The sequence below is a fragment of the Rhodoferax sp. EU05-FHT12H12 genome (assembly GCF_058791215.1).
In genome coordinates this window covers 258,218-271,765 of record NZ_JBYTDI010000003.1, presented here as the reverse complement: position 1 = coordinate 271,765, position 13,548 = coordinate 258,218, and the positions used below count along the sequence as shown (strand labels likewise).

At 62.9% G+C, this 13,548-nt stretch carries 15 protein-coding genes; 8 read left to right on the top strand and 7 right to left on the bottom strand.

Features of this window, described 5'->3' with window-relative positions:
* Positions 1 to 12: 12 nt before the first annotated feature.
* The 6 genes from AC3WS7_RS10675 to AC3WS7_RS10650 all read right to left on the bottom strand — a co-directional run bounded on the left by AC3WS7_RS10675 (position 13) and on the right by AC3WS7_RS10650 (position 6,274).
* Positions 13 to 891, bottom strand: coding sequence for a carbohydrate ABC transporter permease (locus AC3WS7_RS10675; protein WP_296472635.1), 879 nt, complete (start codon positions 889 to 891; stop codon positions 13 to 15).
* A gap of 5 nt (positions 892 to 896) precedes the next feature.
* Entirely contained in the window at positions 897 to 2,159 is a 1,263-nt protein-coding gene (locus tag AC3WS7_RS10670; RefSeq protein ID WP_296472633.1) for an ABC transporter substrate-binding protein, read from the bottom strand.
* Positions 2,160 to 2,265: 106 nt separating this feature from the next.
* Positions 2,266 to 3,516, bottom strand: a complete 1,251-nt coding sequence (locus tag AC3WS7_RS10665; RefSeq protein WP_296472631.1) for an ABC transporter substrate-binding protein — start codon at positions 3,514 to 3,516, stop codon at positions 2,266 to 2,268.
* Positions 3,517 to 3,686: 170 nt separating this feature from the next.
* On the bottom strand, positions 3,687 to 4,670 hold the full coding sequence (locus tag AC3WS7_RS10660) for an ROK family protein (protein WP_492656329.1): 984 nt from the start codon (positions 4,668 to 4,670) through the stop codon (positions 3,687 to 3,689).
* A gap of 18 nt (positions 4,671 to 4,688) precedes the next feature.
* Entirely contained in the window at positions 4,689 to 5,057 is a 369-nt protein-coding gene (locus tag AC3WS7_RS10655) for a phosphomannose isomerase type II C-terminal cupin domain (RefSeq protein WP_492656328.1), read from the bottom strand.
* 95 nt (positions 5,058 to 5,152) lie between these two features.
* A complete protein-coding gene (locus tag AC3WS7_RS10650; protein WP_492656327.1) occupies positions 5,153 to 6,274 on the bottom strand; it encodes a class I SAM-dependent methyltransferase in 1,122 nt (373 codons plus the stop codon).
* A gap of 75 nt (positions 6,275 to 6,349) precedes the next feature.
* Here AC3WS7_RS10650 and AC3WS7_RS10645 point away from each other — a divergent pair, with 75 nt between their 5' ends.
* From AC3WS7_RS10645 to AC3WS7_RS10610, 8 genes are all read left to right on the top strand, one after another.
* Positions 6,350 to 7,132, top strand: coding sequence for an SDR family oxidoreductase (locus tag AC3WS7_RS10645; RefSeq protein ID WP_296472626.1), 783 nt, complete (start codon positions 6,350 to 6,352; stop codon positions 7,130 to 7,132).
* Positions 7,129 to 7,530 carry a dihydroneopterin aldolase gene (locus AC3WS7_RS10640; RefSeq protein ID WP_296472624.1) on the top strand — a complete coding sequence of 134 codons (402 nt, stop codon included), beginning with the start codon at positions 7,129 to 7,131 and terminating at the stop codon, positions 7,528 to 7,530. Before AC3WS7_RS10645 ends, AC3WS7_RS10640 begins: the two co-directional genes overlap by 4 nt.
* Positions 7,527 to 7,898 carry a dihydroneopterin aldolase gene (locus AC3WS7_RS10635; RefSeq protein ID WP_296472622.1) on the top strand — a complete coding sequence of 124 codons (372 nt, stop codon included), beginning with the start codon at positions 7,527 to 7,529 and terminating at the stop codon, positions 7,896 to 7,898. Before AC3WS7_RS10640 ends, AC3WS7_RS10635 begins: the two co-directional genes overlap by 4 nt.
* A 25-nt stretch (positions 7,899 to 7,923) precedes the next feature.
* Entirely contained in the window at positions 7,924 to 8,883 is a 960-nt protein-coding gene (ttcA, locus tag AC3WS7_RS10630) for a tRNA 2-thiocytidine(32) synthetase TtcA (RefSeq protein WP_296472620.1), read from the top strand.
* Between the two features lie 10 nt (positions 8,884 to 8,893).
* Positions 8,894 to 9,490, top strand: a complete 597-nt coding sequence (locus tag AC3WS7_RS10625) for a DUF4136 domain-containing protein (RefSeq protein ID WP_492656326.1) — start codon at positions 8,894 to 8,896, stop codon at positions 9,488 to 9,490.
* Positions 9,491 to 10,141 (top strand): histidine phosphatase family protein, encoded by a 651-nt coding sequence (locus AC3WS7_RS10620; protein ID WP_296472616.1) that lies wholly within the window; start codon positions 9,491 to 9,493, stop codon positions 10,139 to 10,141.
* 14 nt (positions 10,142 to 10,155) lie between these two features.
* Entirely contained in the window at positions 10,156 to 10,614 is a 459-nt protein-coding gene (locus AC3WS7_RS10615) for a hypothetical protein (RefSeq protein ID WP_492656325.1), read from the top strand.
* Positions 10,615 to 10,684: 70 nt separating this feature from the next.
* On the top strand, positions 10,685 to 12,436 hold the full coding sequence (locus tag AC3WS7_RS10610) for a lysoplasmalogenase family protein (protein WP_492656324.1): 1,752 nt from the start codon (positions 10,685 to 10,687) through the stop codon (positions 12,434 to 12,436).
* Position 12,437: 1 nt separating this feature from the next.
* Here the strand turns inward: AC3WS7_RS10610 and ruvB are convergent, their stop codons facing one another.
* On the bottom strand, positions 12,438 to 13,511 hold the full coding sequence (gene ruvB, locus AC3WS7_RS10605; protein ID WP_296472611.1) for a Holliday junction branch migration DNA helicase RuvB: 1,074 nt from the start codon (positions 13,509 to 13,511) through the stop codon (positions 12,438 to 12,440).
* Positions 13,512 to 13,548: the final 37 nt, after the last annotated feature.

Below are 13,548 nucleotides of genomic sequence, written 5' to 3'. Positions count from 1 at the left end.
TGCGATCGTGGATTAGCGGTCGTGCGGTTTGGCGCGCAATTCGCTGTACAGATAAGGCACCACGAGGGCGGCCACAAAGGCCAGCATCATGGTGGCGCTGGCGGCCCCCAGGCCGATCTGGCCGCGTGTGAAGCTCATGGTGTACATGAAGGTGGCAGGCACATCGGACGAGAAGCCCGGGCCGCCGGACGTCAGGGCCATCACCAGGTCAAAACTCTTGATGGACAGGTGCGACAACACCAGCACGGTGGAGAACACCACGGGGCGCAGGATGGGCAAAATGATGCGCCAGTAGATGCGGGGCAGCGAGGCGCCGTCGATTTGGGCTGCCTTGATGATGCTGTCGTCAATGCCGCGCAAGCCGGCCAACGACAGGGCCATGGCAAAACCAGCGGACTGCCAGATGCCGGCAATCACCACGCAGTAAATAGCGGTGTCAGACTGCACCAGCCAGTCAAAGCTGAAGCTGGCCCAGCCCAGGTCGTGCATGAGTTTTTCCAGGCCCAGGCTGGGGTTCAAGATCCACTTCCAGGCGGTGCCGGTCACGATGAACGAGAGCGCCATGGGGTACAGGTACACGGTGCGCAGCACGCCCTCAAAGCGGATTTTCTGGTCCAGAAAAATCGCCAGGCCCATGCCCAAAATCATGGAACCCCCTACGTACAACACGCTGAACAGGCCCAGGTTCTTGAGCGCCACGTACCAGCGATCCATTTCCCACAGGCGCACGTACTGCTCCAGCCCCACAAATTCTTCGTAGTTGGGCAGCATGCGCGAGCCGGTGACGGAGAGCACGCCGTTCCAGATCATGAAGCCGTAGATGAAGGCGAAGCCGAGCACAAAGCCCGGGGCGATCACCAGCTTGGGTAGGATGTTTTCAAGGGTTTTCATACGTTTCATTTCTGTTTGGGGGCGCTCACCGCCAACAGCTTGGACAGAGTTTCAGCGACTGTCAATTTGTCGTTGTTCCAGAACTCGGACACCGCCGTGCGCATGGCGGCCTGTTGCGACGACGACAGCGCCATGCCGTGGGCCACCGAAGGCACCAAGGTGCCGCTGGCAGACGTGGACACAAAGTCTTTGCTGGATGTCTTGGCGCAGTCGTCAAACTTGTCCATGGGCATGCCCAGACGCACGGGGATGGAGCCCTTGCGCAGGTTGAATTTTTCCTGGAAGTCCTTGCCCATCAGCAGGTAGGCCAGGTAGCCCTGGGCCTTTTGTGCCTCCCAGCCCTTGAGCTGGAACATGGCAAAGGAGTCCACGTTGAAGGTGTAGGCCTTGTCGGTGCCCGGCGCAGCCGAGCAGGTGAAGTCTTTACCGGGGGTTTGGCCTGCAGCCAAGAATTCGCCCTTGGCCCAGTCGCCCATGAACTGGAAACCGGCCTTGCCGTTGATGACCAGCTCGGTGGTCACGTTCCAGTCGCGCCCGAGCGATTTGTCATCGGTGTAGCCCTTGATGCGGCGAAACACTTCCAGCGACTTTTTCATCTCGTCGCTGCTCAGGGCCGCGCGGTCCAGCTTGACCAGGGCTTTGTCGTAAAACGCGGGGCCACCCACGCCCAAGACCACGGATTCAAACACCGTGAAGTCCTGCCAGTCCTGGCCGCCATGGGCCACGGCCACAAAGCCGGCTGCCTTGATCTTGTCGGCAGCGGCAAAAAATTCGTCGTAGGTTTTGGGCAGCGCGGCAACGCCTGCCTTCTTCAGCACGGCAGAGTTGGCCCACAGCCAGTTCACACGGTGCACATTCACGGGCACGGCCACGTAACGGCCTTTGTATTTCATCTGGTCTGCCACCACCTTGGGCAAGACCTCGTCCCATTTTTCAAACGATGCCATGGCATCGAGGCTGGTCAGCACGTTGAGCTCGGCCCATTCCTGAATGGCGGGGCCCTTGATGTTGGCCGCTGCCGGCGCATTGCCCACCAGCACACGCTGCTTGAGCACGGCCATGGCGTTTTGTCCGCCGCCGCCAGTCACCGTGAAATCCCGCCAGGTGTGGCCGCGTTGGGCCATCATGCCTTTGAGTTCGGCTACCGATTTGGCTTCACCGCCCGATGTCCAGTAGTGGAGCACCTCCACCTCGCCAGCCCACAGGCTCGCACCAGCACACAGGGCCACACCGGCCCACAGGCAACGCAAAGAGGATTGGAATGACATGGGGAGCAATCGTGGAAGGGAACGCCCAAACTTGAAACAGCCCCACCCCCGTGGAGGGATGGGGCGTCTGCTTGGCTAGACACTGGCGCTTGCGCGCCAGCACGACTTACTTGGTCGCAGCAGCCTTGGCGATGTTCTTCACACCGTCAGCCACGGAGATCTTGTCGTCGTTCCAGAACTGGGACACGGCATCCTTGATCGCGCCTTCAGCAGCAGGCTTGATGGCCATGCCGTGAGCCACGGAGGGCACCAGACCACCGGACTTGGCGGTGTCCACAAAGTCCTTGGCAGAGGTCTTGGCGCAGTCGTCAAACTTGTCCATCTTCATGTTCAGGCGCACAGGGATGGAACCCTTGTTCAGGTTGAACACTTCCTGGAACTCGGTGCCCATGATGGAAGCAGCCAGATCGCCTTGGGCCTTTTGGGCACCAGCGTCCTTGAGCTTGTACATGGCGAAGGAGTCCACGTTGAAGGTGTAAGCGTTGGAGGTGCCTGGAGCGGCAGCGCAGATGTAGTCCTTGCCAGGCACCTTGCCAGCAGCAGAGAACTCACCCTTGGCCCAGTCACCCATGAACTGGAAGGCTGCCTTCTCTTGGATCACCATGGCGGTGGCCAGGTTCCAGTCGCGGCCAGGAGCGGCTGCGTCGGTGTAACCCTTGATCTTGCGGAAGGTTTCCAGCACCTTGGTCATGGTGGCGCTGGTCAGCGCTTTTTCGTCGAGCTTGATCAGTGCGTCGTTGTAGAACTTGGTGCCACCCACGCCCAGAGCCACGGACTCAAAGGTGGTGAAGTCTTGCCAGTTCTGGCCACCGTGTGCCACGGGGATCAGGCCAGCCTTCTTGACTTTTTCAGCAGCGGCGAAGAATTCGTCCCAGGTCTTAGGAGTGGAGGTCACGCCAGCCTTTTTCAAGACAGCGGAGTTCGCCCACATCCAGTTCACGCGGTGCACGTTCACGGGAGCAGCCACGTAGTTGCCCTTGTACTTCATGACGTCAGCCACCACCTTGGGCAGCAGGTCGTCCCACTTTTCGGCCTTGGCAGTGGCGTCCAGGTTGGCCAACACGCCTTCAGCAGCCCATTCTTGGATAGCTGGGCCCTTGATTTGGGCTGCAGCAGGAGGATTACCGCTCACCACACGGCTCTTCAGCACGGTGGCAGCGTTGTCGCCAGCGCCACCGGCCACGGCAAAGTCTTTCCAGACGTGGCCCTTGGCTTGCATGATCTTCTTCAGCTCAGCAACCGATTTGGCTTCACCGCCGGATGTCCAGTAGTGCAGGACTTCCACTTCACCAGCCACAGCGGCCGAACCAGCAACCACGAGTGCCACTGCGGTGGCGAGTTTAGAAAGCTTCAACATCTTGTCTCCAAAAAAGTTTTGTCTTCGTAGCCCCTTGGTGGGGCCCAAAGCAACGTTGAATTCGGACCGGCACCATGCCAATTCGAATTAATTAATTTTTCATTAATTTTTAACGCTGAACTACTAGGAGTTTCCCTAGGGCCGATTAAATCAAGCCGACTGATTAAAAATCAGGGCACCACCAGCGCCAGGGCGGCGTAGTCGCCCACCTGCTCGCCCAAACCCGCAGGCACAATGTCCACGCCCTGGGTCAGCGCAGGCAGCTTGCCCTGCAAGTAGGCCTGCAGCTTGGGCAGCAGGTAGTCGCGGTTGTGCCAAAAGACGCTGCCGCCCACGCTGATGCGTTGCAGGTCCAGCGTGGCCACCATGTTGAACAGGGTGCGGCCCATGACCTCACACAAACCATCAATAATGGCCACTGCGTCCGTATTACCTGCGCGAGCAGCTATAAAAAGCATAGCAGCATCGGCAAAACCGTCTTTGCCAAACCGGCGTGGAATGGCGTTACCTGCCACCAAGCCCTCGACATCGCCCACCAAACCGCAGCCGCACAGGGCATCGTCATTGCTGATGACAAAGGTGTGGCCCGCGTGGCCCGCGTTGCCGTTCTTGCCGCGCAAAATGTGCCCGTCCACACACAAGCCCATGCCAATGCCGGTGCTCCAGGTCACGTAGGCGCAGTTGTCCAGCCCCTGCAGGGCACCCCAGCGGCGCTCGGCTTCCAGAGCCCCCACGCCATCGTTCTCCACACGCACATTCGGAAAAGCGGCCTTCAACGGGGCTTCCAACAGCGCGGTGGCCCAGTCATTGGGCAGGCCACGCGCCTTGCCGGCCAGGCCGCCGCAGATATTGGGGCCCGCCAGCTCGACCATGCCTTGGTTGATGACAAAGGGGCCGCAGGTGGCCACCCCCACCGCAGAAATGTCGGCCACGGCAATACCTGCCAGCGCACAGCTTTCGCCAATCATGCGAATGATCTGCTGTGCCAGCGCGTCGTTGTTGCCGACCTTGGCGGTAGGTTCCGATACTTTGCCGCGCACGCCTTGGGCGTCGGCCACATTCACAGCCACCTTGGTGCCGCCGATATCCACACAGGCCACCGGCGGGCAGCCAGCGGGCAGTTGAACAATGGGGGTTGACGTTGTTGTTGCCATAGTGATGGTGCTCCTCAATTACTGGCGGCCGTAGTCGTCTTGCAGACGCACGATGTCGTCTTCGCCCAGGTAGGCGCCAAACTGCACCTCGACAATCTCGACCGGCTCGGTGGTCAGGTTGGCCAGGCGGTGCACCTGCCCCACCGCGATGTCGCAGTGCTGGCCCTGTGTCAGCTCAAACACCTGGTCATCCAGCGTGATGCGGGCCGTGCCCTGGGTCACCACCCAGTGCTCGGCGCGCTGGTGGTGCTTTTGCAGGCTCAGCTGCTGGCCCGGCAGCACACCAATGCGCTTGATCTTGTTGCCCGCCACCTCCGACACGGTCTCGTACCAGCCCCAGGGGCGGAGTGTGCGTTCAATGGTCTCAGTGCGGTGGGTGGTGGTCATGATGAAACATTCCTTAAAACTCGCGGCCGATACTACCTTGCAAGCACCCCCGGCTGTTACGACTTCGTTACCAGCAGGCCGTTGCGCCTGGCCTTTTACAACCGATGGGTTCTGTCACCACGGGCAAAGCCCCGCAGAGGGAGGTCAACGCCGCGGCCGAGAGCAATGACCTTAAAAAACTCGCCCATCTCGTGCTCCAGGATGAGCTTTTGTGCGGCGACACGCTCTGGCAAGGGTGCGTCTTGCATGGCCTCGACCAGGCCGCAATTGATCAGAAAGTGGGCTTGGCTGGTGTAGCCCAGCACGTCCAGCCCGGCGTCCTGCGCTGCCAGCGCAATGCCGGTGAAATTGACGTGGGCAGTGATGTCCTTGAGGCCCACGGCCTGCAGCGGATCCGGGTCGCTCCGGTGCGCTTGGTGGCACATCACCGTGCCCATGTGGCGCTGCACATGGTAGTACTCACTCTCGGGGAAACCATAGTCCAGCAACAAGGCGGCGCCCAGCACCAAACGGTCTGCCAGGGTGCGTGCAAAGGCTTCCCCCTGGGGGTGAATCTCCGTCAGGTAGTCGTGCGCACCCTCAATCTCCACCGGCGGGCGCAGGGCGGTGGGGCGGTCGCTCCACTGCAAAGCGCCCTGCTCCACCACCACGCCGCGCTCATGCCAGACACCGCTTTTGCGCACCAACAGCTGCACCGGCATGGCGTCCAGCACCTCGTTGCCCACCACCACACCACGCATTTGCTCCGGCAGCGCGCTGACCCAGCGCACCTTGCCGGCGTGGGACGCCAGCGTCTGCGCCTGCCGCGCCTTGAGCGAATCGGACAGGTCCACAATCGTGTAGCAACGCACCTGGTCACCCAAGGCGTCCAGCAGTTGCAGGGCCAAAGCCCCTGTGCCCGCACCAAACTCCCACACTTCGTCCGTACCGGTAGCGGCCAGCACCTGGGCCACCTGGCGGGCCAGGGCCTGGCCAAACAAGGGGGTCATTTCGGGTGCAGTCACAAAGTCGCTGCCCGCGCCTACCACACCTTCAGCACGCTGCAAGCCCTGGGGCATTTGGCCGAATTTGGACAGGCCATTGGCGTAGTAACCCAGGCCGGGGGTGTAGAGGGCCTGGCCCATAAAGGCGTCAAAACCCTGCCAGCCCCCGGCTTTTTCGATGGCATCCGCGATAATTCGGGTCAGGCTGGCCGGAATGCTTTCGGCAGTGAACATGAACAACGGTCTCGTGTTTGGTAAAGCCAAGGATTATCTTGCCCCCTCACCCCCACCCTGCTCAAGGACTATTTGGTGCTTAAACGCGTGCTCATTACCGGTGGCGCCCATCGCCTGGGTGCGCTGCTGTGCGCCCAGTTTGCGCAAGCCGGTTGGGAGGTGTGGTGCCATTACCAGCGCAGCGCCGACGCGGCCGATGCGCTATGCGCAAGCCTGCGCACCCAAGGGTATGCAGCCCATGCCATCCACGCCGACCTGGCCCAAGAGGACAGCCGTCGCGCCATGGTGCAACAAATCAGCGCCCAATCGGGCCCGCTGCACTGCCTGGTCAACAACGCGTCCAGCTTCGAGCCCGACAGTGGCCAGGCCATGGACGTGGACGGAGCCCGCCAGCAAATCGAGGTCAACCTGCTGGCCCCTCTGTCGCTGTCAAGCCTGATGGCACAAACCGATGCCAACGAGCCCGCAGGTGCGCGCAGCATCATCCACGTGCTGGACCAAAAGGTCTTTAACCTGAACCCCGACTATTTTTCGTACACCCTGACCAAGCTGGCGCTGGAACGCGCCGTGGCCTTGCAGGCGCAGGCGCTGGCACCGGCCATCCGCGTGTGCGGGGTGGCGCCGGGGCTGATGTTTTTGAGCGGTCCGCAAACCCAGGACAACTTTGACCAAGCCGCCCGCGTGAACCTGCAGCGCCTGCCGTTGGACCCGGCGCAGGTGGCCGCCACCTGCGTGTTTCTGGCACAAAACCCCGCCATCAACGGCGTGACCATTGCGGTGGACAACGGGCAGCACCTGGTGCCACTGGCGCGCGACGTGATGTTCATGGTGCCCGCCGCCCAGGAATCCGCAGCATGAGCGAACGCATTTTTGAAACCCTGGCCGTGCAGTGCCGCCGCCTGTTTCTGCGTGACCACGTGGTGCCGGTGCAAATTGGCGCGCACGATTTTGAAAAAGGTGTGGCGCAGCGCCTGGTGTTCAACGTCGAATTGTTTGTGCCCTATGCCAGCACCACCCCCAAGGCCGACAAGCTGGCCGAAGTGGTGGACTACGACTTTGTGCGCGAAGTGATTGCGACCCGCATCTCGCGCGGGCATATCGAATTGCAGGAAACCCTGTGCGACGATTTGGCCGCCCTGTTGCTGGCCCACCCACAGGTGCGCGCTGTGCGCCTGTCCACCCAAAAACCGGACGTGTACCCCGACTGTGCGGGTGTGGGCGTTGAAGTATTCCGCATGAAAGGCATGAACGCATGAAGGCCAGCACCGGTCACCAAACCCTGACCCTGACGGGCCTGCGCTTTGACGCCAACCTGGGCATTCTGGAGTCGGAAAAAACCGCCCCCCAGCCGATCCAGGTGGACGCCGAACTCAGTCTGGGCACCCAGCCGCTGCTTCCGCACGACGATGACATCAACCATGTGCTGGACTACCGCAAGGTGCGCCAGATCATCATCGCGGAGTGCACCGCCGAACACGTGAACCTGCTGGAAACGCTGATTGGCAAACTGGCCAACCGCCTGATGCAACTGCCCGGCGTGCTGGGCGTGCGGGTGAAGATTGCCAAGCTGGAAATTTTTGAAGATTGTGAAGTGGCCATCCGCATGGAATCGGGCCAGTGGTAAGGCGCTTGGCGCAATGGAGAAGACTATGAGTGCAGTGTGGGTAGAAGATGAAACCGCCGAGGCCGCAGAAGCGGCAACCGCGAACCGGAACAAAGAACTGAAGATCGAGCGCGAAACGCACAAGCTCGAAAAACGCCTCTGCCGCCAGATGGGGCAGGCCATCATGGACTTCAACATGATCGAAGAAGGCGACCGCGTGATGGTGTGCATGTCCGGCGGCAAGGACAGCTACGGCATGCTCGACATCCTGCTCAAGATGCAGCAGCGTGCGCCCATCAACTTCGAGATCGTCGCAGTCAACCTGGACCAGAAGCAGCCGGGCTTTCCCGACCACATCCTCCCCGAATACCTGGCCAAGCTGGGCGTGGAGTTCCATATCGAGACGCAGGACACCTACTCCATCGTCAAGAAGAACATTCCCGAAGGCAAGACCATGTGCAGCCTGTGCAGCCGCCTGCGCCGGGGCATTTTGTACAACGTGGCGCGCAGGCTCAAGTGCAACAAACTCGCGCTGGGCCACCACCGCGACGACATGCTGCAGACGTTTTTCCTGAACATGTTCTTTGGTGGCAAGCTCAAGGGCATGCCCCCCAAACTCACCAGCGACAACGGCGAGTTTGTGGTGATCCGCCCGCTGGCCTATGTGGCCGAAAAAGACCTGATCCGCTGGGCCGCCCACCGCGAGTTCCCCATCATTCCCTGCTCGCTGTGTGGCAGCCAAACCAACCTGCAGCGCGTGCAGATTGGCAACATGCTGCGCGACTGGGAAAAGCAGTACCCGGGCCGTGCCGAGACCATGTTCACGGCCCTGCAAAACGTGGTGCCCTCGCATTTGATGGACCACAGCAAACACGACTTCAAAGGCATACGCCCCACCGGCGTGGAGGACGAGAACGGTGACAAGGCGTTTGACGAAGAAGAGTTTCCCGCGCCGGCACTGCCCAGCCTGAGCGGCTTGCCGGGCGTACAGGTCGTCACCCTCTAAGGAGCCATCCATGGCGCTTGATCTGTGGTTTCGCCGCGCACTGCTGGTGCTTGCCGCCGCCGCACTCACGGGCTGCGCGCTGCCGCGCATGATTGACAGCGATGTGCAGAGCTTTGTGGGCAACGCCCCCGCCCTCACGGGCGCGAGTTACCGGTTCGAGCGCCTGCCCTCGCAGGCGGACGACGCCAACCAGGACCACATCGAAGCGCTGGCGCAAGAGGCCTTGGACCACATTGGCCTGCAGCGCAGCGACACTGCGCCGCGTTACCTGGCGCAGGTGAATCTGTCGGTCGACACCATGCGCAACCCGCACTACCGTCCGCCCCGCCCCCGTTTGGTGGTGGGGGCCAATGGCGCAGTGTACGAAGAGTGGCCCTGGACTCTGAGTGTGGAGACCCCCTGGTACCGCCACCGCGTCCAACTGCTGCTGCGCGACGGCGGAACGGGCCAGCTTGCGTATGAAACCGCGGCGGTGTTTGAAGGCCCCTGGCGCGATACCCTGAACCTGCTGCCCCCCATGTTGGAGGCTGCACTGAAGGACTACCCCCTCCCCGGCAAACGCCGCGTGGTGGTGGAGTTGCCTGCCACCAACCGCAGCGAGCGCTGAATGGGGGCGACCCGCATCATTGCCGTGCGCCACGGCGAAACGGCCTGGAACGTGGACACCCGCATCCAGGGGCAGCTCGATATTGGCCTGAATGACCGCGGCCTCTGGCAGGCGCAGCGCGTGGGCCTGGCGCTGGCCGATGAAGCCATTGACCACATCTACAGCAGCGACCTTTCGCGCGCCCACACCACCGCGCAGGCCATTGCACAGCACAGCAGCACCCCCAGCGCGCGCACCGTGCGCCTGCACACCGGCCTGCGCGAGCGCGGCTTTGGCACGTTTGAGGGCCAGACCTGGGCCGCCATTGCGGAGCAGTGGCCCGAAGAATCACGCCGCTGGAAGCAGCGCGACCCGCACTTTGCACCGCCCGGCGGCGAAACGCCCACGCAGCTGCTGGCACGGGTCTCACGCACCGTGAACGAGATCGCCGTCCAACACCGGGGCGAGCACATCGTGCTGGTGGCGCATGGCGGCGTGATGGACATGCTCTACCGCCTGGCCACGCAGCAGGAGCTGCACGCCCCGCGCACCTGGGAGCTGGGCAATGCCGCCATCAACCGCCTGCTGTGGACCCCCGACGCCCTGACCCTGGTGGGCTGGGCCGACACGCGCCACCTGGATGAGGCCGCGCTGGACGAATCCAGCACCTGACACGGAGTACCCCCATGGGCCACTACCTCTTGCACGCAGGCTCGGTCCCCTGGCAGGACCAGTTGCTCTACGCGGGCCTCATCCTTGCGGCCCTCGTAGTGCTGTTTGGCCTGCTCTGGTGGCGCAAGCGCGCGAGCCGGCCCGCACAGGGCGACTTTGCGGCGCTGGCCACCCAGGCCAATGTGGCCGAGGCTCTGGCCGCCCAGGACCGCAGCCCGCTGGCTGACGCGGCCGAGGCGTGGGAGCAGACCCAGCAGGCCGTGGCTACCGTGAAGACGGGCGTAGAACGCGCCCTGGCCCTGGTCTTTGTGCTGCTCTCGGGCCTGGGCTTCCTCATCAGCCTCACGGCCGTATTGGGCGATGCGTTCCGCTTCCCGAATATTTCCTGGGGCTCGCTGCTGTTCTGGCTGGCGCTGGGTGCCGTCTGCGCCTGGTTTGCACGGGTGCAGTGGCGCGATTTCCGCGGCAAATAGTCAGCCCGCTCTACACCGGCCTAGGGTTGTCCCGCTCGGCACCAAGCGCTTGCTCGGCAAAAATGCCGGCATGAGCAAAGTCATCGTATTCGCCACCCCCGTTTTTCTGCTGCTGATCGCCCTGGAGTTCTTCTGGAGCCGCCGCGCAACCGCCCGCGTGCCCAGCGCACAGGCCTACCGGCTGAATGACGCCATCAACAGCATCAGCCTGGGCATCCTGAGCCAGGTGGGCGGCGTGCTCACCAAGGTGCTGAGCGTGGGCATTTACACCGCCGTGTTCGGCGCCGTGGCCCTCTTTACCGATTTGGAGTTCTGGAAGAGCTGGTACGGCGTGCTGCTGGCGCTGGTGTTCTACGACTTCTGCTATTACTGGCTGCACCGTGCCGGCCATGTGGTTGCGCTGTTTTGGGCGGCCCACGTGGTGCACCACCAGAGCCAGCACTACAACCTGTCCACCGCGCTGCGCCAAACCAGCAGCGGCGCCCTGTTTGGCTGGATCTTCTACCTGCCCATGGCGATTGCCGGTGTGCCGCCGCTGATCTTTGGCATCGTCGCCCTGATCGACCTGCTCTACCAGTTTTGGGTGCATACCGAGCAAGTCGGCAAGCTGGGCTGGTTTGACCGCGTGTTCTGCTCGCCCAGCAACCACCGCGTGCACCATGCGGTGAACGACCCGTACATCGACAAAAACTACGGCGGCATTCTGGTGCTGTGGGACCGCTGGTTTGGCACCTTCACCGAAGAGAAGGAGCCCTGCGTCTACGGCACCCGCGGCCCGCTGAACAGCTGGGACCCGCTCTGGGCCAACGCCGATGTCTACTGGGGCCTGGCCAAAGACAGCTGGGCCACCCGCCGCTGGAGCGACAAGGTCCGCGTGTGGTTCAAGCCGCCCGGCTGGCAACCCGCCGACCTGGCCGCGGCCCACCCCAAACCCGCCTTCCGGCTGGAACAAATGCAAACCTACAACCCGCCCCTGCGCCCCGGCCAGCAGTGGTTTGCCGGCCTGCAGTTTCTGGCCTTGTTGGGCGCCGTGGCGGGCTACCTGTGGGTGGCCGATTCGCTCCCCTTCGCCCACGCCGCCGCGGGCTGCATGGCCCTGTCGGCCGGGGTGTGGGCGCTGGGCCGCTACCTGCAGCACAGCCTGCATGCGCTGGAAGTCCTGGCCGTGGAAGCCGCCGCGCTGGCCACGCTGGGTGCCATGGAACTGTTGCCTTACTACCTGTTCACCAAGCCGCTGGTGATGGTGATTGCTATGCTTTTCGTAGCTACTCGCGCATATTCCACGGGCGCTAGTGGCACATTTGGCGCTAAATCTCGCACCTTGCTGCTCGGAGCGCTGCTGTTCTCGCTGGGGGGGGATGTGTTCCTCATGCTGCCGGGCGACTACTTCATTCCCGGCCTGGCCTCGTTTTTGGTAGCCCATGTGTTTTACATCGCCCTGTTCCGCCAGGGCGCGGGCTGGTTTGTGCAACGCCAGGCGCTCTGGGGCCTGCTGGCCTTTGGTGCACTGATGTACGGGGTGTTGTGGGGCAACCTGGGCGACCCGGTGCTCAAGGGTGCCGTGGCTGCGTACGTCACGGTGATCTGCCTGATGGCCGCACAGGCCTGGTCGCGGGCCCATGTGTACGGCGACGCGGCAGCGCGCTGGGTGGCGGTGGGGGCTTGTGTGTTCATGCTCAGCGACTCGCTGATTGCCATCAACAAGTTCCTCACCCCCGTACCCCTGGCCTCGTTCTGGATTTTGCTGACCTACTACGCGGCCCAGTTGCTGATCGTGCACCACGTGGTGCGCACACGCAGCACCCCACCCGCCCAGGCCTGACTCAGTCGCCCAGCAGGTCCACCGCCGGGCCGGCGGGCGCCGTCACCCCCAAGTGCCGGTAGGCGGCCAGCGTGGCAATGCGTCCACGTGGCGTGCGCTGCAGGTAGCCTTGCTGGATCAGGTAGGGCTCGATCACGTCTTCAATGGTTTCGCGCTCTTCGCCGATGCTGGCGGCAATGTTGTCCAGCCCCACGGGGCCGCCGTCAAAGCGGTGGATCACCGCCTCCAGCAGTTTGCGGTCCATCAGGTCCAGACCTTGGGGGTCCACATCCAGCATGGCCAGCGCACGGTTGGCCATTTCCAACGTGATGGTGCCCGCGCCCTTGACCTCCGCATAGTCGCGCACCCGGCGCAGCAGGCGGTTGGCAATACGCGGCGTGCCGCGCGAGCGGCGGGCAATCTCGAAGCCGCCATCCTCATCCATGGGCACACCCAGCAGGCCCGCGCTGCGCTTGACGATGCGGGCCAGCTCCTCATTCGTATAAAACTCCAGCCGCGCCACGATGCCAAAGCGGTCGCGCAGCGGGTTGGTCAGCATGCCGGCGCGCGTGGTGGCGCCCACCAGGGTGAACGGCTGCAGGTCCAGCTTGATGGAGCGGGCTGCCGGGCCTTCGCCGATCATGATGTCGATCTTGTAGTCCTCCAGCGCGGGGTACAAGATCTCCTCCACCACGGCCGAGAGGCGGTGGATTTCATCAATGAAGAGAACGTCGTTCTTTTCCAGCCCCGTCAGCAGCGCGGCCAGGTCCTTGGGTTTTTCCAGCACCGGCCCACTGGTCTGGCGCAGGTTCACGCCCAGCTCATGGGCAATGATGTGGGAGAGCGTGGTCTTGCCCAGGCCGGGCGGGCCAAACAGCAGCACATGGTCCAGCGCCTCACCGCGTTTTTGTGCCGCACCGATGAAAATCTCCAACTGCTCGCGCACCTTGGTCTGGCCCACGTACTCGTCCAGCAGCTTGGGCCGCAGCGCACGCTCGATCGCCTCTTCACTGCTGGAGGTGGGGGCGGCAGACACCACCCGGCTGGCACCAGCGGGCACGGGGGGAATGGCAAAGTCGTCGGTCTGGATGCTCACGCAGGGGGCCTGTAGGTTGCAAAATGGGCGAAACACG